The following is a 17,666-nucleotide window of genomic DNA, read 5'->3' as shown; positions in this document are numbered from 1 at the left end:
CCCCCTCAAGATGAGATTTCCCAATTCGTAAGACCCCTTGAAGACGACGAGGTTGATAGGCTGGGGGTGGAAGCACAGCAATGTGTGGAGCTGACCAGTACTAATCGGTCGAGGGCTTATCCTAATGGAGCCCCACAAAGTGAAGCGAATGCTTCCGGAGTTAATTCCGATACCTTTGCGGGGACCCCGAACTTGCTAAAGAGTTCAAACATTTCGCATCCAGTTTTCAAGGTACAACCTTGACCGTTTGGTGGCGATGGCGGAGGGGAACCACGCGTTCCCATACCGAACACGACCGTTAAGCCCTCCAGCGCCGATGGTACTTGGACCGCAGGGTCCTGGGAGAGTAGGACGTCGCCAAGCACGAGAAGCCTGCCGCATGTGATGCGGCAGGTTTTTTGTTGTTCATAGGTTCTCGCTAACGGTAATGAGCCACGCGCGAAGCTTGATGAGCAGTAATTTTCAGCAGAAAAGTGAAACTAGCAATAAAAATGCTTACGACTAAAGTATTAATAATATTTTGACGATATATAGGATATTACGACTATATGAGGTGAATATATGATCGTCTGGAAGGGATTTGGCATTTTAAATGTACTAATTGTAGGACTTATGTTTGTTGTTTTCCATTTGATTATGAGTTCTATCGGTTTGGAAAATGAAAGCGGTACAAATTCGTTTGGTATTGCTTTTTTAGTGTCGGCGTTGCCTATTTGGTTTCTCGGTAAAAAATTAAACAGCGGATCCAATCGAGTGTTAGTTGATCCTCAAACCGGCATTCAATATCGTATGGGAACACAGCATAGTCTGTTTTTTGTACCGATGCAGTATTGGGGACCGATTGCAGGTGTTCTCGGTATTTTGACTCTTCTGTTAGCTATTTTCAGTTAGGATAAGCAAGCAAAGGCTAGACCTCCAAGAGGTCTAGCCTTTATCTTTATGTTACCTTTGGTAATACGATGCTTCAAACTTCTGTAATCGGAGCACGCCTTCTTTCTCCTCTTTGCGAAAAGTAAAAGACAGCAGCAGCCGTGGTGTGATAAGCCAAAAATGCCAGAAGATAATGCTGATCATGAGCGATTCATGCACCCAAGGGTACAGTACGCAAGAAGCACATAAGCCGATCCAGAACAGATGGCGGTGAACTTTGCGAAAGAGATGCATTCGAATATCGTTAGCCGGCTTGAAGCCGAACCATGGCGGCGTTATGCCCCACACCCATTTTCGATCGGCGGCCTCGTCCACGCGAATAAACGTCAGCAGCAATATAATGAGATGGATCACTTGAATGACTGCGAAGCCGAAAAGCCAACTGAACAGCCCCGTCATCCCATAGATCAGCATTTGAAATCCGAGCAAAATTGCAGCGGTTAGAAGATGACTCGATACGAGTTCGGGACGAATCAGCTTTCTTTTGATCAGCTTATATTGATAAATAGTGGCGGCTTTTTGCTCTGATAAAGGTTGATGCAAGTGAAAACACTCCTTCTCACAAATAACTCCATTTCATATTATATCGGCGTTTTCTCAGTTTACGTCCATAGCACAGGAGCAAAAAATCGATTCACCAAATGGGCGAATGCCGCATACGATATAGAAATATTTGAAATTGACTATGAAAGAAGTATAATTCGCTATATGATTTGCCATACTGGTAGGTATATAGAAATGCAGGAAGGTGGAGTAGCGAAATGAGTGAAGATCGCAGGCTGCATTGTATCATTTGCGGACAGCATAAGGCTGAAGGCGAAGGGATCTGTATTATTACCGAATTTATTTGCGACAATTGTGAGGCTGAGATGGTCCGCACGGATGTTCAAGACGCCAAATATCCTTTTTTCATCCATCAAATGAGACAAATCTTTATTGAAAAAAATGCTTGAGCGGATTCTGATGTCAGAAGCCGCTCTTTTTTTGGCGTAAAAAACGATACAATAGAGATAATACTTAGGCAGAGAGGAATCATTTACGCTATGAATCGTATACATGCGCCATTATTCGAAATGCTGCAAGAGCTGGCAGAACGGAAACCGGCGAGCTTTCATGTGCCAGGACACCGTTATGGTCAAGCTCTTTATAATATTGAAGATGAGGCCAATCAAGCTTTTGCTGCAATTATGAAGCTGGATGTGACGGAGCTTTCAGCAACCGATGATTTGCATCATCCGGAAGGAGCGATTGCAGAAGCTCAACGATTAGCCTCGCGATGTTTCGGGGCGGATGAAACTTGCTTTCTAGTAGGCGGGAGTACTTCAGGCAATATTGCGCTGCTTCTGGCAGTGTGCCAACCGGGAGATACGATTATCGTGCAGCGAAACGTACATAAATCGGTTATAAACGGATTGAAGCTGGCTGGCGCCCGCACAGTATTTATTTCGCCTCAAATAGATGGTCGGACAGGGAAGGCGACGTCTCCGTCACTGCAGACGGTTGAGGAGGCATTAGATCGTTTTCCGGAAGCTCAGGCTGTCTTTCTGACTAATCCAAACTACTACGGCATGAGCGTTAATCTGGCGCCATACGCGAAGTTGATTCACCAATCGGATAAAATGCTGCTGGTCGACGAGGCGCACGGCGCTCACTATGGCTTTCATCCGCAGTTGCCTGTATCGGCAATACAAGCCGGTGCTGACGCCGTAGTGCAGTCGACGCATAAAACGTTGACTGCGCTTACGATGGGCGCGATGCTCCATATGCAGGGAGAGCGGCTGCCAAGGGAGGCGGTTCGCCAAGCGCTGGCGGTTGTGCAAAGCTCCAGCCCGTCTTTTCCGATCATGGCGTCACTCGATATTTCCCGAGCAATGATTGAAAGCCGCCGTGAAGCATGGTTCGAGCCCGCCATAAGCGAAGCCTGCCGTTTCCGTCAATGGCTGACTTCACGGGAGCCTCAATTGCTGCAAACGGTACATTCGCATGAACGTTCCAACGCGTATGATCAGCTTGATCCGCTTCGTATATTACTGTCTGACGCAACGGGGTCGCGCTCGGGCTACGAGCTGCAGAACGTGCTGGAGCAGCACAATGTTTGGGCTGAAATGGCCGATCCGCGTCACGTTGTTTTGTTGTTTGGCATTCAGGCCAGCCCATCGGACACCGAACGATTAATGGAAGCCTGCGAGCATTTGGAGCGTGTAATTGCAGAAGCATCAAAAAATATAAGCAGTACGACGAAAGCTTACTCTATTGAAGCAACGACTCCTAGTCTTCACTTGGCTGCTGATGCACAAAGCGATGAGATCCGAGTTGGGGCTCCAATTATAATGTCGCGTGCAGCAGCTTCTTCTATTCGTATACCGCTGGAGGAGGCAGAAGGCCGCATAGCGGCTGAAATGGTCGTTCCTTATCCTCCTGGCATTCCAATCGTCTATCCCGGCGAACGGCTAACGGCTGCTTCCATTCGCTACATTGGGCAGCTTGCGGCTCATCGTGCCAAATTCCAAGGAGCTGCCGATCCGTCCATGCGTACGATAGAAGTGCTTCATTAACTTGATCCTGCCGAAAGATAAGTAAATCTTCATTGTACAAGAATATAGGCTTTGCTAGAATGGTAGTACAACGGCTTGTTGTTGATATAGATGGATAGAGTAGGAGCTTAGACAAGTGAACAATGGTATTTTTATAACGATAGAAGGCGGAGAGGGTTCAGGCAAAACAACACTGATCGAGCGTCTTGCGCATACGATGCAGCAGCGGGGGCAGATCGCCGTCACGACGAGAGAGCCTGGAGGCATTCCAATTGCCGAACAAATTCGCTCGGTTATTCTCGATCGGAGCCATACCGGTATGGATGCCCGAACCGAAGCGCTGCTCTACGCGGCGGCTCGACGCCAGCACTTGGTTGAGAAAGTAGCGCCAGCACTGCAAGCCGGCCAGATCGTCATTTGCGATCGCTTCGTTGATAGCAGCTTGGCTTACCAAGGGTATGCGCGCGAGCTTGGCATGGAGGAAGTGTGGTCGATCAACCGTTTTGCGATTGGCGATTGGATGCCGCAACTGACCGTCTACTTGGACATTGATCCATCCGTCGGACTGAACCGCATAAGCAGGGCTTCCGAGCGAGAAGTGAATCGGCTCGATCTGGAATCGCTGGCATTTCATAAGCGGGTCAGGGAAGGCTATAGGGAATTGCTTAAGCGTTACCCAGAGCGGATAGTACGCGTTGATGCAGAGGGAACGCCAGAACAGGTTTTTGCCGATGTATTGGCTGTTGTCGATGCTAGGTTTAAAGGATTTTTTGCGAATGATACGAATTAATAAAGGTATTCATATATGGGAGGTATGAGGATGAAGCTAGTCATTGCGATCGTGCAAGATAAGGATAGCAATCGGTTGTCCAATGCGTTGGTGAAGGATGGTTTTCGAGCGACCAAGCTTGCAAGTACGGGCGGTTTTCTTCGTGCAGGCAATACGACATTCATGATCGGGATTGAGGATGAGCGTGTTCATGAGGTGCTTCAAGTCATTGGCTCCAATTGCAAAGTAAGAGACCAGCTGGTTACTCCTGTATCGCCGATCGGTGGCTCGACGGATTCTTATATTCCATTCCCTGTGGAAGTGCAAGTAGGCGGCGCAGCGGTATTCGTCGTACCGGTGGAACGGTTCGAACATTTCTGATTTGAAAATGAGCGGATGTCATGATGTAAGGACGTGAAACGATGAAGATAGATCCGGGATTTCGCCCGCTAGGGCAAAACCGCGCCAGCACAGATACGACGAATAAACCGGTGCAAATGAAAAGTTTCTCAGACGCAATGGTGCAGCAGGACGCGCAACGGACGCAAGAGCAATTGCAGCAGAAGCTGCAGGACATTCATAATCAAGGCGAGAGGCTCGCTAGGACGATGACCGTCCGCGAGCTAAAGCTGTATCGCCAGATGGTTAAGCGGTTTCTGGAAGATACGGTGCGCCGAGGCATCGGCCTTAAGGAATTGCGCGGATTCGACCGAAGAGGGCGGACTAAACGTTACAAGCTGCTGGAAGAAATTGATGAAGCGCTCGTAGCAATGGCCGAGGAGCTGCTCGATAGCGAGCAGGGAAGAATTGAGCTGTTAGGACGAATTGGCGAAATTCGCGGCATGCTCATTAATTTACTGTTTTAACAAGCATGAGAGTTCAAAAAGTTTAGTTTTCAGCAAAAAAGCAATGCTTACGAAGCTGCGTTTTATTTAAAACGCTTTAGAAGGTTGGATGAAGCCGGGAATGAGGATCGGAGCGTAGGCAAGATTCGATGCCGAGTCTACTTTCAGTAAAGCTTCGTGATCAAAAGCAGACTTTTTGAACTTCTTTTAAAGGAAGGATTCGAGCAACGATGAGCATGGAACAAATAGCCGGTCAATGGAAAGCGAAGCGAATTTTGAAGCACGCGCTTCAAAGCGGCAAAGTGTCGCATGCTTATTTATTTAGCGGGCCTTCCGGAACGGGGCGGCTTGCATTAGCGCGAGCGTTCGCCAAAGCTTTGTTTTGCACGGCGGGCGGCGACGACGCTTGCGGAGAATGTTTGGAATGCCGAAAGTTTGATAACGGCAATCAGCCGGATCTAATTATGATCGAGCCTGACGGCCAATCGATCAAGATCGATCAAATCAGAGAGCTGCAGCGGGGCCTTGCCTATCGCGGCAGCGGCGACAGCCGGAAGATTTATATAATCGAGCGCGCTGACAAAATGACGCTCCAGGCCGCGAACAGCCTGCTTAAATTTTTGGAGGAGCCTTCATTTCCCGTTGTTGCGATATTGATCACGGATAATGGACAAGCCATGCTTCCGACCATTCGCTCGCGTTCGCAGCTGGTGCCGTTCTTACCGTTTTCACCTGCAGAAATGCTGAAAGCTTTAGTGGACGAAGGCCATCCTCCGACGCTTGCTCGCGCTGCGGTGCAGTTGAGCTCAGGATTGGATGGAGCTAGAGAAATCATCCAACAGAATCAGTTTGCAGAAATCAGAAACGTAGTGATACAATTAGGAAAGGAAAGTCTGACCCGATTCACCGCGGCAATGATTTCCATACAACAGCAATTTTTCAAGACAGATATAGGCAATCAACCACAACTGCTGTTATCGTTATTGGCGTTATGGTTCAAAGATATGATTCAATTTCAAGCTGGAAGACAAGAAAGCATCGTTTATATAGATCAGTTGGAATGGATAAGCAAGCATGCGTTCAGCCGTCCGATTGAAGGATGGATTGCGTGCATCGAGCATACGCTTGAAGCGGGCAAACGCATTCGCTCTAATGTAGCGCCTCAGCTGGCAGTAGAGCAATTATTGGTAAACCTACAGGAGGGCTAAACCCTTGTATAATGTCGTCGGCGTCCGCTTTAAGAAAGCGGGCAAGATTTATTACTTTGATCCGGCCTTACACCCGGTGGACAAGGACCAGCATGTCATTGTCGAGACGGCAAGAGGAATCGAGTACGGCAAAGTGGTGGTAGGACAGAAGGTCGTCGGTGAAGCAGATGTCGTCCTCCCGCTTAAAAAAGTGATCCGCATCGCAAGCGATGTAGACGCGAAGGTTGTGGAAGAGAATCGTTCCGCCGCCAAGAATGCGTTTGCCACTTGCTTGGACAAGATTAAGGATCATCAGCTGAAAATGAAGCTCGTTGACGTCGAATTTACATTCGACCGCAACAAAATCATTTTTTATTTTACAGCTGAAGGCCGTGTCGATTTCCGTGAGCTGGTTAAAGATTTGGCCAGCGTATTCCGTACCCGCATTGAGCTAAGGCAAATTGGCGTGCGCGACGAGGCGAAGATGCTTGGCGGCATCGGGCCTTGCGGACGAGTGCTTTGCTGCTCGTCGTGGCTGGGAGATTTCGAGCCGGTATCGATCAAAATGGCCAAGGACCAGAACTTATCGTTGAATCCTACGAAAATTTCGGGATTATGCGGACGTCTTATGTGCTGCCTGAAATATGAGCATGACAATTACGAAAGTGTGCGGGAAGAGCTTCCGTCCATCGGCAAAATTGTCATTACCTCTTTGGGTGAAGGCAAGGTAACAGGCATTAATGCTGCTTCGAAGTCGGTTTATGTACAGCTGTTTGATGTACCCGGCAAACCGAAAGAGATGTCCATGGATGATGTCGTCGTAAAGTAAATAGACGACGTTGCGATTACGCTAGACTATGATTAATGCTCTGGGGTGAAAACTTGGAGAAAAAAGAGATTTTCGAACAAATGGACGCGCTGGATAATCGGATGGGACAATTCCATTCCGAGCTTGGCGCTTTGAAGCAGCAGGTTAAAGCGCTGCTTGAAGAAAATAAACAATTGAGCCTTGAGAACAGCCAGTTGCGCAAGATATTGAAGCGGGAAACGCAGCGAGAGGCGTCGAGTTCGCGCAGCGTTACGTCGAATGCCGAGAGTAAACGCCAGAAAACTCAAGCAGCGGCAGCATCCGTATCTTATGCAACCGAGGATCACAATCACGATTACGACGATCCGTTCTCATCAGCGCAGCATGGCGTCAGTGAAGGCCATGATAATCTGGCAAGGCTCTATCATGAAGGCTTCCACATTTGCAACGTGTACTACGGGCATTTGCGGACAGAGGGAGATTGCCTATTCTGTCTTTCCTTCTTGAACAAATAGCACTAGTAAAATTGGCTGCCGTCCTTGCAAAGAGGACGGCATCTTTATGTAAAGGGAGCAGAAGCTAAAGTGGAAGAAATGATTAAGCTTGAAGCGAATGAGCGGATCGATGATTTAATGACTGAGACGGGACTCAAAATTATTCAAAGCCGTGAAGTGTTCAGCTTCTCGATTGATGCCGTCTTGCTGTCTAAATTTGTGACGGTTCCGAAACGGGGCAAAATTGTCGACTTATGCAGCGGAAACGGTGTCATACCGATGCTGCTAACAACGCGCACGCAAGCGCAAATTGACGCTGTTGAAATACAGCCGCGTCTGGCCGATATGGCGCGCCGCAGCATAGCGATGAATGGGCTGGGCGGACAAGTCAATATCATTGAAGCCGACCTTCGCAACTATATGAAGGAGGCTGGCAACGGCGTATATGATGTTGTAAGCGTCAATCCGCCTTATATGGCGGCGCCTGACGGAGATCATAATGAGAATGAGCATTATGCGATTGCAAGGCATGAAATTTACTGTACGCTGGACGACGTCATTCATGCGAGCGCAAGGCTTGTCCGTTCGGGCGGTAAGGTGGCGATGGTCCATCGTCCGTCCCGCTTTATCGACATTATGGAAACGATGCGCAAATACCGAATGGAGCCGAAGCGGGTACAGTTCATTCATCCGAATGCTCGCGGCGAGGCCAATATGGTATTAATAGAAGCAATACGCGACGGAAAACCGGAATTGCGCGTGCTGCCGCCAATTATGGTATATGAGTAGAGGGAGGTGATTCGCCGATGATCAGCATACAGAAGAGCTTTAAAGAACAATCGCAGCATGAAGCGGGCACGCTGTATTTGGTTGCAACGCCGATCGGCAACTTGGAGGATATGACCTTTCGCGCTATTCGGACGTTAAAAGAAGTACAGCTTATTGCAGCGGAGGACACGAGGCAGACGCGGAAGCTGCTCACTCACTTTCAGATTGCGACCAGGCTTGTCAGCTATCATGAGCATAACAAGCAGGCAAGCGGCAGCGAACTGATTCGATTGCTTGAAGAAGGGCAATCCATTGCGCTCGTCAGCGATGCCGGTCTGCCGGCCGTGTCCGATCCGGGAGCTGATCTCGTTGCGGAAGCCGTTGCAAACGGTATTAAAGTCGTACCGATACCGGGGGCCAATGCTGCGCTGTCCGCGCTCATTATTTCTGGAGTATCAACAGAACGGTTTCTGTTTACCGGATTTCCGCCGCGCGACAAAAAGCCGCTCAAAAACTGGCTGACCGATCTAAGCGGACTGCCCTATACATTAATGACTTACGAATCGCCGCATCGGCTGCGCAAAACGCTTGAAGCGATGCTGGAGTGTCTGGGTGACCGACGAATAGCAATGGTTCGCGAGCTGACAAAACGGCATGAAGAGGCTGCGCGAGGTACGATTACGGAGTGTCTGGCGCATCTGGAGGAGCATCCGCCATTAGGCGAGTATTGCCTCATTATCGAGGGTGCGGATGCGGCGGCGGAAGCGGGCCGAATTACAGGCGATGCAGAAGCTGCCGAGGCTTGGTGGACGGCGCTTGATTTAGAAGCGCATGTCGCTCATTATGAAGGCGAGCATGGACGCAAGGAAGCGATCAAAAAAGCGGCAGCCGATCGCGGCTTGTCGAAACGGGATGTGTATAACGCAGTGAACCGATAATCGCTGCGTTATCTTTTCTGTGGACAAAAAAAAGACCTTCCTGGCCGGGTTCTAGCACAGGAAGGCATCAAGGAGTATAAAAAAGGTTAGAATTAACATGTGAATAACTCTATTATAACCTATTTTTTTTATTTTGTCACAGGAGTAGGCATTTCTGATAGACAAATATGGCAAACAATTTTTCCTTTGAAGTACGAAACGTTCTCTGCATTGCCGCAGAAGATACAAGCAGGCTCGTATTTCTTCAGCATGATGCGCTCTCCATCTACATAGATTTCGAGAGCGTCTTTCTCGCCGATACCAAGAGTACGGCGCAATTCGATTGGAATAACGACACGACCCAGTTCATCGACCTTGCGAACAATACCTGTAGATTTCATCATAATTAGTGTTTCCCCTCTCAAAAAGTGATTTCGTCACTATTCGACATATTTTTTCTATTTGTGTTTACTATAATACCAACGATTACCAGAATAGTCAACCATCATTATTGGGATATCTATTGGAAATATGGAATTTGACTATATAGTAAGGGTCATATTAATCTTACTATAGAATACAACAGCTTCGACATTTTGGAAACTAATTTGCGACACTATTCGACATGTTAACAAGGTTTTGTGTCGAAAATATGAACAAAAGGGGTTGAAATGGCGAATGAATCTGAACATAACCGAGGAAAAGGTGTTCAAGGATCCGGTACACAAATATATCTATGTACAGGATCAAACGATCTGGGATTTGATCAACACGAAAGAGTTTCAACGGCTTAGAAGAATTCGTCAATTGGGAACCTCTTACTTAACTTTCCATGGAGCCGAGCATAGCCGTTTCTCTCATTCGCTTGGCGTCTACGAAATTACGCGGAAAATTATTTCTCAATTCGAGCGCAATCAATATCCAGGGTGGCCGAATGAAGAGAAGCTGCTTGCGCTTTGTGCGGCACTGCTTCATGATGTCGGTCATGGGCCGTTCTCCCATTCGCTGGAGGAAGTATTCGACACGCATCATGAACAATGGACGTGCAGCATTTTGCTTGAGGATACGGAAGTGAACCGCATACTTAGACAAGTATCGGATGATTTTCCAGAGAAAGTAGCAGCTGTAATTCGCAAAACTTATCCAAATCCGATCGTTGCGGGATTAATCTCCAGCCAGATGGATGCCGACCGTATGGATTACTTGCTGCGGGACGCTTATTTTACAGGCGTCAATTACGGCAATTTCGATTTGGAACGTATATTGCGCGTACTTCGTCCAGTTCAGGGCAAAATTGTCGTTAAGGAAAGCGGGATGCATGCGATCGAGCACTATTTGATGTCCCGATATCAAATGTATTGGCAAATCTACTTCCATCCGGTGACAAGAAGCTCGGAAATCATTTTGCGGCAAATTTTCCGCAGAGCGAAGGAGCTGTACGAGAAAGGCCATGCATTCGATTGGATGCCTGACCCTATTCGCAAGCTGTTGGACGGAACGATTACGGTACAGTCTTATTTAAAGCTCGATGAAGCTTATGTACAGGCCGCATTCCTTCATTGGGAGGATGAGCCGGATACGCTGTTGTCTGACCTGTGCAGCCGGTTCTTAAATCGCCGTTTATATAAGTACATAACGATCCCGGATCCTGACGAATCTTTATTAGAAGAAATAAGTCGGCAGTTCATCGCAATCGGTTTAAATCCCGCCTATCATATGGAGATCGATTTTCCGTTCGACCAGCCGTATGACGTTTATCGCCCCGACTCGAAAAAAGCTGGAAAAGAGGAGAAAACGCCGATTTTGCTGTTGGATGAACAGGAAAGCTTAATCGAAATATCCGCTAAATCCGACATCGTACGATCGATTACCGGACTTCATCAGGGGGAATATCATTTGTACTATCCGGAAGAGCCGTTGATCGGATCGAAGGACAAACTGAGCCCTGCGCTGCGCGAGCTTTTTAAAATATAAGAATTTATAAGTTTACATTTATAAATACGCTTATATTTCATCGCGAAACGAGCTTTGCCGCCAAAGGACGGCGAAAGCCGTTTACGCTTAAGCTGTAAGAAAGCGTTTGCGAAACGGCTAAAATAATGATTGTACAAACCCTATATATAATAGAAGAAGTATGAAAAAAAAGGAGTATTTCAATGGCTAATTTATTCGACACACATACGCATATGGACTCACCGAAATTCGACAGCGACCGCGCTGAGGCAATCGCCAGAGCGCGCGAAGCGGGAGTCGAATTAATGGTTAATATCGGCTTCAATCGGGAGACGATTCCGACGACGATTGCGCTTGCTGAGCAGTATGATTTTATTTACGCGGCAGTCGGATGGCATCCGGTCGACAGCATCGAAATGCAGCCGGGCGATCTGGAATGGATCGAGCAGCTTTGCGCCCATCCAAAGGTCGTCGCCATCGGCGAAATCGGCCTTGATTATCACTGGGATACTTCACCTAAAGAGGTGCAGCATCGCGTATTCCGCGAGCAGATCCGACTGGCCCGAAAAGTAAGGAAACCGATCGTTATTCACAACCGCGATGCGCATGAGGATATTGTGAAAATTTTGAAGGAAGAAAACGCTTCCGAGGTCGGAGGCGTGATGCATTGTTTTTCCGGAAGCTGGGAAACGGCAAAAAAATGCCTCGATATGAACTTCTATATTTCGTTTGGCGGACCGGTCACATTCAAAAATGCCAGAGTGCCGAAAGAGGTTTTGGAAAGGGTTCCATTAGACCGATTATTGATCGAAACGGACTCCCCCTATTTGGCGCCTCATCCGTTCAGAGGGAAGCGAAATGAGACCGCTTTTGTTTCCTATGTAGCGGACACTGCAGCAGAAATAACAGGAAAAAGTAAGGATGAAATTGCAAAAATTACAATGGAAAACGGTAAAAAATGTTTTGGTATTGTTTAAAAACGGCTAAAAAAGGGAGAATGAGCGACCTTTGAAGCGATAAAACTGATTTTACCTCCGAAAATCGGCAGTCTTTTCCGTAATAATCCTGAAATTTAGCTAAAATCGTCTTTTATCCGTTCTTTACAATTGGCTCTCCGTGAAGGTATGATTCATTTCAGAGCTTTAAATTTTTGTATTGGATTTCCAGTTGACGCTTAATTTCCGAAATGGAAAGCGGGGGAACCAGGCATCTGAACTGCAGCCGATAAATGGCCGAATGCAGGGATGAGGCTTTGAATTCTCAATGGGGTGAATTTGGCGGCGTTTGCCATGAGCATTCGACCGTCGATAGGGCAGCTCTCTTGCCCGAATCCGACAGCTAACCTCGTAAGCGTGTATAGAGAGCGATCAATCTCGTGCATTTACCATTCCTGATGTCTATTTGACTTTTGGGAAGCCACGAAACAGATCCTCTGTCGATGGCTTCTTTTTATTTTCCAGTTGGCTAACGAATTGGAAAAGTCGGCATTGGGCGCGTTAAGGGCATGGCGCACGGGGCAACACACTGGAGCGTGCTCAGCACGCCAATATACTTAATAGTCACGTCAATTATGATCATGCGTCACACAAGGGCGACGGGGCTATGAAGGAGGACCGATTGAAGTGGGAATGATCCAGGTTAAGGAACCCCATGGGAAACGATCATCCATTATGTCTTTCGCATTGCGATGGAAGCATGAAAACTTGCGTTTGATTGTTCTAAGTGCAATTATTTCAATCGCTATGACTTTCATGTTTTTGGTGTTGTTGTACGGAACGGCTGACAAAAGCGTATCCGTAGTAGTGAATGGACAAGAAACCGTTGTGAAAACAAAACAATGGGTCCTGCAACGCCTACTGGATGAACAAGCTATTACGATTGGCCCATATGACGAGGTCTCGAAGCCTCTGAATGGGTCGATCAAAGACGGTGACCGGATCGAGATTAATTTCGCAGTTCCGATCGTTGTAATAGCGGACGGCAATACATCAACGGTGTACACGACGGAGAAGACTGTAAAAGCAGCGATCGATGAATTAAATATTGCTGTACGCGATCAGGATCGAGTATCGCCTTCTCTTGGCACGCCGTTGACTAGCGCGATGACGGTTACCGTCACGCGAGTCGATACGAAAGTGTCTGAGACAGAGAGAGTGACTCCATTCTCGGTCGTGAAGAAACAGGATCCGAAGCTTGAGGAAGGCAAGGAGAAGCTGGTGCAAACCGGCAAACAGGGCCTTGTCGTCGAGCAAGTGGAGAAAAAGTATGAGAACGGCGTGCTCGTATCTCAGAAGATTGTCAATAAGGTTGTGCAGACAGCTGCAGTTAATCAGGTTGTTGCCGTTGGTACGAAAAAACCGGAAGTGCAGACGTTGTCGGCAAACAACGCTTCCTACACGAAGAGCGGCGTAACGTTCAAAGCGAAGAAAGTTTTGAATAATGTTACGTTGACGGCTTATACCGCCGACGTGGAGTCGACAGGCAAGGATGAAAGCCATCCGCAGTTCGGCATTACCGCATCCGGAACGAAGGTGCAGGAAGGCCGCACGATTGCGGTTGACCCGGACGTCATCCCAATCGGCTGGTGGGTCTATATCGAAGGCATCGGCTTCCGCCGTGCTGAGGATACAGGCAGCGCCGTAAAAGGCAATAAAATCGACGTTTATTTCGACAGCGCGAAGATCGCTAATAAGTTTGGTCGTAAGAAAGGGTACACCGTGTACGTACTCGGACCGAATAAGCCATCGGCAAGCTAGTCGAACATGGCATTTACCGCTTCAAGTTGTGAAGTCGGTACGAATATGCAATGATAAGGGAAGAGGCACAGCCTCTTCTTTTTTTTTCATGTAGTTAGACGGCTGCAACGGGTGTAAAGTTGCGGTTTGAAATGACAATCACAAGCATTATTTCTACATATGGACGCGCCTGCTGGCTTGTTCAGCCGAGAGGCGGCCGCCGTTGCATAAAGAAAGGGATGTTAGGCCTTGATTAAGGAAATTATCGTAGTAGAAGGAAAAGACGATACAGTTGCCGTTAAGCGGGCTGTGGAGGCCGATACGATCGAGACGAACGGCTCTGCCATCGGCGAGGAAGTGCTGCGCCGGATCGAGCTTGCGATGGAACGCCGCGGCGTTATTATTTTTACCGATCCCGATCATGCGGGAGAACGTATTCGTAAAATCGTCTCCAGGCGGGTGCCGGGCTGTAAACATGCTTTTCTGCCGCAAGAGAAGGCGTTGTATAAGGGGGATATCGGCGTTGAGAACGCGAGTCCGGAAGCCATCCGCCAAGCGCTCTCCGAGCTGCGCACGGAAAGCCCGGAGGGCGAGGACGGCGGAGAGATCGTCTGGGACGATCTAATGGCTGCAGGTCTTATCGTTCATCCCGATGCGGCCAACCGGCGGCTGGCGATGGGCAAGCTGCTGGGCATTGGCTATGCGAATGGCAAAACGTTTTTCAAACGGTGCGCAAGCTTCCGTATTTCCCGCGAGGAATTTAATGAAGCGCTGCGCCAAATGGAACAGGGACAGGAGTGACGAGAAGTGGCGGACATAATGAAGGCGGCTGAGGTCGCAACACCAAAGCGGACGAAAGAGATTATTGCGAAATACGGATTTTCATTCAAGAAAAGCTTAGGTCAGAACTTTTTGATCGATCAGAACATTTTACATAAGATCGTTTCGGCGGCAGGATTGGATAAGACGAAGGGCGCGCTTGAGATCGGGCCGGGCATCGGCGCTTTGACGCAGCATCTGGCTGCCGAAGCGGGCAAAGTGACAGCCGTCGAAATCGATCCGCGGCTAATCCCGATTTTGCGGGACGTGCTTGAGACGGAAGAGCATGTAGAAGTTGTGCACGGAGATGTGCTCAAGCTCGATCTGAAAAAGCTGTTCGAAGAACGTTTTGCCGACATGTCCGGCGTCAGCGTCGTGGCTAATTTGCCTTATTATGTAACAACGCCGATTTTGATGAAGCTGCTGGAAGAGAAGCTGCCGCTGGAGAATATCGTCGTTATGATTCAGAAGGAAGTGGCGGAGCGGATGGCAGCTAAGCCAGGCGGCAAAGAGTACGGCAGTTTGAGCGTGGCCGTGCAGTACTATTGCGAGCCGTCGATTGTGTGCACAGTGCCGCATACGGTGTTTATCCCGCAGCCAAACGTCGATTCGGCTGTTATTAAGCTTGCTTTGCGCGATAAGCCGCCGGTTGATGTGACGGACGAGGCGCATTATTTCCGCATCGTTCAGGCGAGCTTCGCGCAGCGCAGAAAGACGCTCGCGAACAATTTGACCGCATTCGTGGGCAAAGAGCGCCGCGAGGAGCTGACGCAGCTGCTGAACAGCATAGGAATCGATCCGGTCCGCCGCGGCGAGACGCTGTCGCTCGAAGAATTCGCCCGCATCAGCCGCGCCTTCATCGAAGCGGGCTGGCAGGGTAATTGAATTGATAAGAGCTGAGGAGATGTGAAGAGAAAGGTTGAGCTGGAGGAACGACAGTGCCCGCCTTTGGATAATGAGTGACTTTGAGCTCCGCTCAAAGATCCTGATGTCAGGCCGGAAGCCAACCTTTCTCGCAGCAGCGGTCAGACTCTGCAACAATTCATCCGATTAGGCACACTCCACCGTAAACACCCATACGATAGACGAAGAGGTGATTTACCCATGAAACAAGGGGACCTGGTCGTCCGCAAATCGTATGGCGGTGACGTGCTGTTCCGAGTTGAAGATGTTCGATCCGAGCGAGCGTTGTTGAAAGGCACGGACTACCGATTGCTTGCGGATGCGCCGATTCCCGATTTGTCGGTTGTACGCGACCCCGAATCGACGAGAGCGACTCAGCAAGTGCGTATAAAAGTAAACGATTCCTTGAAACGCATGCGACAGCAGCGAGAGCAACAAGCGATACAAGCAAATGCCGAAATCAGGCTGGCCGCACAGCAAGCGCAGACGCAGTCGCAAGCTCAGCAGTATTTTGAGCTGCCGGGTAAAGTGTTACATCTCGATGGCGACGGCAACTACTTGCGAAAAAGCATGCAGCTATATGAAACGATGAAAGTGCCTGCGCACGGCGTGCACGCGCACGAGTCGCAAATGGCTGACTTGCTTTATCAGCTGCTGCCGCAGGTGAAGCCGGACATTGTGGTCATCACTGGACATGATGGCGTGCTGAAGAGCAAAGCAAACGGCGATTTGTACAGTCTGGGCAGCTATAAAAATTCGCAAAGCTTCGTAAACGCCGTTCGCGTCGCAAGAGCATACGAGAAAAGCCGCGATGGTCTGATCGTGGTGGCGGGCGCATGCCAATCGCATTTTGAAGCGCTGCTTCAAGCGGGTTCCAACTTCGCCAGCTCGCCGGGACGAATATTGATCCATGCCCTTGATCCGGTCTACATTGCGATCAAGGCCAGCTATACGTCGATTCGCGAAACGATAAACCTCTCTGACGTTGTAAATGGCACGATAAGCGGGATCGACGGTGTAGGCGGCATTGAAACGATAGGTAGATGCCGGAAGGGACTGCCAAAGCCGAAGGCGGCAGCGATCGCTTCCTTGAAATTAATGAACGGATAATAGGAACAGGGTATGGGCTCTATAGGGGCTCTACCCTGTTTTTTATAAATTATGCACTGAACCAAAAAAATTAGAAAAATCACCGTTGACAAGTAAAACGCTTGACTGCTATAATATTTTGTTTCATTTGACAACATCCCTCTTTTTGGTTATAATGGACAAGGAAAGAGGTGGTAGTGGACAATGGCAAAAAATACGCTATTGGAAATAAAGCGAAGCTTGGAAGCTCACGTTGGTTCCAAAATCCGTCTTCGGGCAAATGGCGGTCGTCGCAAGACCATCGAACGAACCGGAACATTGGAAGAAATCTACCCTTCTGTTTTCATTGTGAAACTGGATCAAGAGTCTCACGCCTTTAAGCGTGTCTCTTACAGTTATGCGGATATACTGACGGAGTCGGTGGAAGTGACCGTGTGCAATGATGAAGGTCAAGTCCGAATTACCCATCTGGAGCCTTAAGGCTTGAAATGAGTTTAGACGCGAATGGACAACCCATTCGCGTTCTTTTTTTATACGCTCGGCTGAGCGTATCGCATCCTTCGGCGAGGCGCATACTAAAGCGCAGCAAATCGATTCGATTCAAGGAGGGATTCGCATGAGCCGCAGAAGAAATGTAATGTCGGAGCAGTTGAAATATGAGCTTGCCAAAGACCTTGGCTTTTCCGGAAAGGTGGACAAGGAGGGCTGGGGAGCCATTACGACGAAAGAAGCAGGAAACATGGTGAAGCGAGCCATCCAGCTCGCCGAGCAAGCCGCTGCGAATAAAACCAATCAGCCGTAATGAGCGCGAGCTCAAGCACGCATTGGTCAAACCAGAAGCTAAGAGCGGGCGCTTGAATTCGGGCGCGTCAACCTCTTAGCTTTTCTTGTGCCCGTTTGCTATAATATTGTTTA

The 17,666-nt window shown here is 48.6% G+C and carries 21 protein-coding genes, 2 rRNA genes and 1 riboswitch; of the genes, 21 read left to right on the top strand and 2 right to left on the bottom strand.

Annotated elements, in window-relative coordinates; genetic code table 11:
* The 3 genes from GOM71_RS17595 to GOM71_RS17585 form a co-directional block, all read left to right on the top strand.
* Positions 1-124 (top strand): 23S ribosomal RNA (locus GOM71_RS17595); the annotation flags it as partial.
* A 122-nt stretch (positions 125-246) separates the two neighbouring features.
* Positions 247-363 (top strand): 5S ribosomal RNA (gene rrf, locus GOM71_RS17590).
* A 198-nt stretch (positions 364-561) separates the two neighbouring features.
* Complete coding sequence (locus tag GOM71_RS17585) at positions 562-891, top strand: hypothetical protein (protein ID WP_156283388.1); 330 nt, start codon at positions 562-564, stop codon at positions 889-891.
* Positions 892-942: 51 nt separating this feature from the next.
* On the opposite strand, the gene GOM71_RS17580 is transcribed toward GOM71_RS17585, so the two are convergent.
* Positions 943-1,473, bottom strand: coding sequence for a transposase (locus GOM71_RS17580; protein WP_156283387.1), 531 nt, complete (start codon positions 1,471-1,473; stop codon positions 943-945).
* A 218-nt stretch (positions 1,474-1,691) separates the two neighbouring features.
* Here GOM71_RS17580 and GOM71_RS17575 point away from each other — a divergent pair, with 218 nt between their 5' ends.
* The 10 genes from GOM71_RS17575 to rsmI all read left to right on the top strand — a co-directional run bounded on the left by GOM71_RS17575 (position 1,692) and on the right by rsmI (position 9,273).
* Complete coding sequence (locus tag GOM71_RS17575) at positions 1,692-1,883, top strand: sigma factor G inhibitor Gin (protein ID WP_156283386.1); 192 nt, start codon at positions 1,692-1,694, stop codon at positions 1,881-1,883.
* A 90-nt stretch (positions 1,884-1,973) separates the two neighbouring features.
* Positions 1,974-3,485, top strand: coding sequence for an aminotransferase class I/II-fold pyridoxal phosphate-dependent enzyme (locus GOM71_RS17570; RefSeq protein ID WP_156283384.1), 1,512 nt, complete (start codon positions 1,974-1,976; stop codon positions 3,483-3,485).
* A gap of 115 nt (positions 3,486-3,600) precedes the next feature.
* The gene (gene tmk / locus GOM71_RS17565; protein ID WP_367649678.1) at positions 3,601-4,254 is read left to right on the top strand and encodes a dTMP kinase; all 654 of its coding nucleotides are present in this window, start codon (positions 3,601-3,603) and stop codon (positions 4,252-4,254) included.
* A gap of 30 nt (positions 4,255-4,284) precedes the next feature.
* On the top strand, positions 4,285-4,614 hold the full coding sequence (locus GOM71_RS17560; protein ID WP_156283382.1) for a cyclic-di-AMP receptor: 330 nt from the start codon (positions 4,285-4,287) through the stop codon (positions 4,612-4,614).
* Positions 4,615-4,655: 41 nt separating this feature from the next.
* Positions 4,656-5,099, top strand: coding sequence for a YaaR family protein (locus tag GOM71_RS17555; protein WP_156283380.1), 444 nt, complete (start codon positions 4,656-4,658; stop codon positions 5,097-5,099).
* A 209-nt stretch (positions 5,100-5,308) separates the two neighbouring features.
* Positions 5,309-6,286, top strand: coding sequence for a DNA polymerase III subunit delta' (gene holB / locus GOM71_RS17550; protein WP_156283378.1), 978 nt, complete (start codon positions 5,309-5,311; stop codon positions 6,284-6,286).
* A 4-nt stretch (positions 6,287-6,290) separates the two neighbouring features.
* On the top strand, positions 6,291-7,094 hold the full coding sequence (locus GOM71_RS17545; protein WP_156283377.1) for a PSP1 domain-containing protein: 804 nt from the start codon (positions 6,291-6,293) through the stop codon (positions 7,092-7,094).
* Positions 7,095-7,147: 53 nt separating this feature from the next.
* Positions 7,148-7,588, top strand: coding sequence for an initiation-control protein YabA (locus GOM71_RS17540; protein WP_156283376.1), 441 nt, complete (start codon positions 7,148-7,150; stop codon positions 7,586-7,588).
* Positions 7,589-7,666: 78 nt separating this feature from the next.
* Positions 7,667-8,356, top strand: coding sequence for a tRNA1(Val) (adenine(37)-N6)-methyltransferase (locus tag GOM71_RS17535; RefSeq protein WP_156283406.1), 690 nt, complete (start codon positions 7,667-7,669; stop codon positions 8,354-8,356).
* A gap of 17 nt (positions 8,357-8,373) precedes the next feature.
* Complete coding sequence (rsmI, locus tag GOM71_RS17530; RefSeq protein ID WP_156283374.1) at positions 8,374-9,273, top strand: 16S rRNA (cytidine(1402)-2'-O)-methyltransferase; 900 nt, start codon at positions 8,374-8,376, stop codon at positions 9,271-9,273.
* A 128-nt stretch (positions 9,274-9,401) separates the two neighbouring features.
* Here the strand turns inward: rsmI and GOM71_RS17525 are convergent, their stop codons facing one another.
* Positions 9,402-9,656 carry an AbrB/MazE/SpoVT family DNA-binding domain-containing protein gene (locus tag GOM71_RS17525; protein WP_028609554.1) on the bottom strand — a complete coding sequence of 85 codons (255 nt, stop codon included), beginning with the start codon at positions 9,654-9,656 and terminating at the stop codon, positions 9,402-9,404.
* 274 nt (positions 9,657-9,930) lie between these two features.
* On the opposite strand from GOM71_RS17525, the gene GOM71_RS17520 reads away from it, so the two are divergent.
* From GOM71_RS17520 to GOM71_RS17485, 8 genes are all read left to right on the top strand, one after another.
* Positions 9,931-11,226 (top strand): HD domain-containing protein, encoded by a 1,296-nt coding sequence (locus GOM71_RS17520; protein ID WP_156283372.1) that lies wholly within the window; start codon positions 9,931-9,933, stop codon positions 11,224-11,226.
* A gap of 182 nt (positions 11,227-11,408) precedes the next feature.
* A complete protein-coding gene (locus GOM71_RS17515) occupies positions 11,409-12,182 on the top strand; it encodes a TatD family hydrolase (RefSeq protein WP_156283371.1) in 774 nt (257 codons plus the stop codon).
* Positions 12,183-12,366: 184 nt separating this feature from the next.
* A riboswitch (cyclic di-AMP (ydaO/yuaA leader) is annotated at positions 12,367-12,574 on the top strand.
* 253 nt (positions 12,575-12,827) lie between these two features.
* Positions 12,828-13,961: a resuscitation-promoting factor gene (locus tag GOM71_RS17510; protein ID WP_367649677.1), complete on the top strand. Its 1,134-nt coding sequence runs from the start codon at positions 12,828-12,830 to the stop codon at positions 13,959-13,961.
* 228 nt (positions 13,962-14,189) lie between these two features.
* Positions 14,190-14,741 carry a ribonuclease M5 gene (gene rnmV, locus GOM71_RS17505; protein WP_156283370.1) on the top strand — a complete coding sequence of 184 codons (552 nt, stop codon included), beginning with the start codon at positions 14,190-14,192 and terminating at the stop codon, positions 14,739-14,741.
* 18 nt (positions 14,742-14,759) lie between these two features.
* A complete protein-coding gene (gene rsmA / locus GOM71_RS17500; RefSeq protein ID WP_156283402.1) occupies positions 14,760-15,644 on the top strand; it encodes a 16S rRNA (adenine(1518)-N(6)/adenine(1519)-N(6))-dimethyltransferase RsmA in 885 nt (294 codons plus the stop codon).
* 219 nt (positions 15,645-15,863) lie between these two features.
* Positions 15,864-16,772 carry a sporulation peptidase YabG gene (gene yabG, locus GOM71_RS17495; RefSeq protein ID WP_156283368.1) on the top strand — a complete coding sequence of 303 codons (909 nt, stop codon included), beginning with the start codon at positions 15,864-15,866 and terminating at the stop codon, positions 16,770-16,772.
* A gap of 183 nt (positions 16,773-16,955) precedes the next feature.
* Positions 16,956-17,231, top strand: coding sequence for a biofilm formation stimulator Veg (veg, locus tag GOM71_RS17490; protein WP_156283366.1), 276 nt, complete (start codon positions 16,956-16,958; stop codon positions 17,229-17,231).
* Between the two features lie 136 nt (positions 17,232-17,367).
* Positions 17,368-17,553 (top strand): small, acid-soluble spore protein, alpha/beta type, encoded by a 186-nt coding sequence (locus GOM71_RS17485; protein WP_156283364.1) that lies wholly within the window; start codon positions 17,368-17,370, stop codon positions 17,551-17,553.
* Positions 17,554-17,666: the final 113 nt, after the last annotated feature.

The sequence above is a fragment of the Paenibacillus sp. NEAU-GSW1 genome, from assembly GCF_009737085.1.
Lineage (GTDB): Bacteria > Bacillota > Bacilli > Paenibacillales > Paenibacillaceae > Pristimantibacillus.
This window is presented reverse-complemented; position numbering and strand designations above follow the sequence as displayed.

Coding starts and splice junctions, on each gene's coding strand:
- yabG (WP_156283368.1), top strand. CDS start 15,864: ATGAAACAAGGGGACCTGGTCGTCCGCAAATCGTATGGCGGTGACGTG.
- GOM71_RS17485 (WP_156283364.1), top strand. CDS start 17,368: ATGAGCCGCAGAAGAAATGTAATGTCGGAGCAGTTGAAATATGAGCTT.
- GOM71_RS17515 (WP_156283371.1), top strand. CDS start 11,409: ATGGCTAATTTATTCGACACACATACGCATATGGACTCACCGAAATTC.
- GOM71_RS17525 (WP_028609554.1), bottom strand. CDS start 9,656: ATGATGAAATCTACAGGTATTGTTCGCAAGGTCGATGAACTGGGTCGT.
- GOM71_RS17575 (WP_156283386.1), top strand. CDS start 1,692: ATGAGTGAAGATCGCAGGCTGCATTGTATCATTTGCGGACAGCATAAG.
- veg (WP_156283366.1), top strand. CDS start 16,956: ATGGCAAAAAATACGCTATTGGAAATAAAGCGAAGCTTGGAAGCTCAC.
- holB (WP_156283378.1), top strand. CDS start 5,309: ATGAGCATGGAACAAATAGCCGGTCAATGGAAAGCGAAGCGAATTTTG.
- GOM71_RS17555 (WP_156283380.1), top strand. CDS start 4,656: ATGAAGATAGATCCGGGATTTCGCCCGCTAGGGCAAAACCGCGCCAGC.
- GOM71_RS17585 (WP_156283388.1), top strand. CDS start 562: ATGATCGTCTGGAAGGGATTTGGCATTTTAAATGTACTAATTGTAGGA.
- rsmA (WP_156283402.1), top strand. CDS start 14,760: ATGAAGGCGGCTGAGGTCGCAACACCAAAGCGGACGAAAGAGATTATT.
- GOM71_RS17570 (WP_156283384.1), top strand. CDS start 1,974: ATGAATCGTATACATGCGCCATTATTCGAAATGCTGCAAGAGCTGGCA.
- GOM71_RS17520 (WP_156283372.1), top strand. CDS start 9,931: ATGAATCTGAACATAACCGAGGAAAAGGTGTTCAAGGATCCGGTACAC.
- GOM71_RS17535 (WP_156283406.1), top strand. CDS start 7,667: ATGATTAAGCTTGAAGCGAATGAGCGGATCGATGATTTAATGACTGAG.
- rsmI (WP_156283374.1), top strand. CDS start 8,374: ATGATCAGCATACAGAAGAGCTTTAAAGAACAATCGCAGCATGAAGCG.
- GOM71_RS17560 (WP_156283382.1), top strand. CDS start 4,285: ATGAAGCTAGTCATTGCGATCGTGCAAGATAAGGATAGCAATCGGTTG.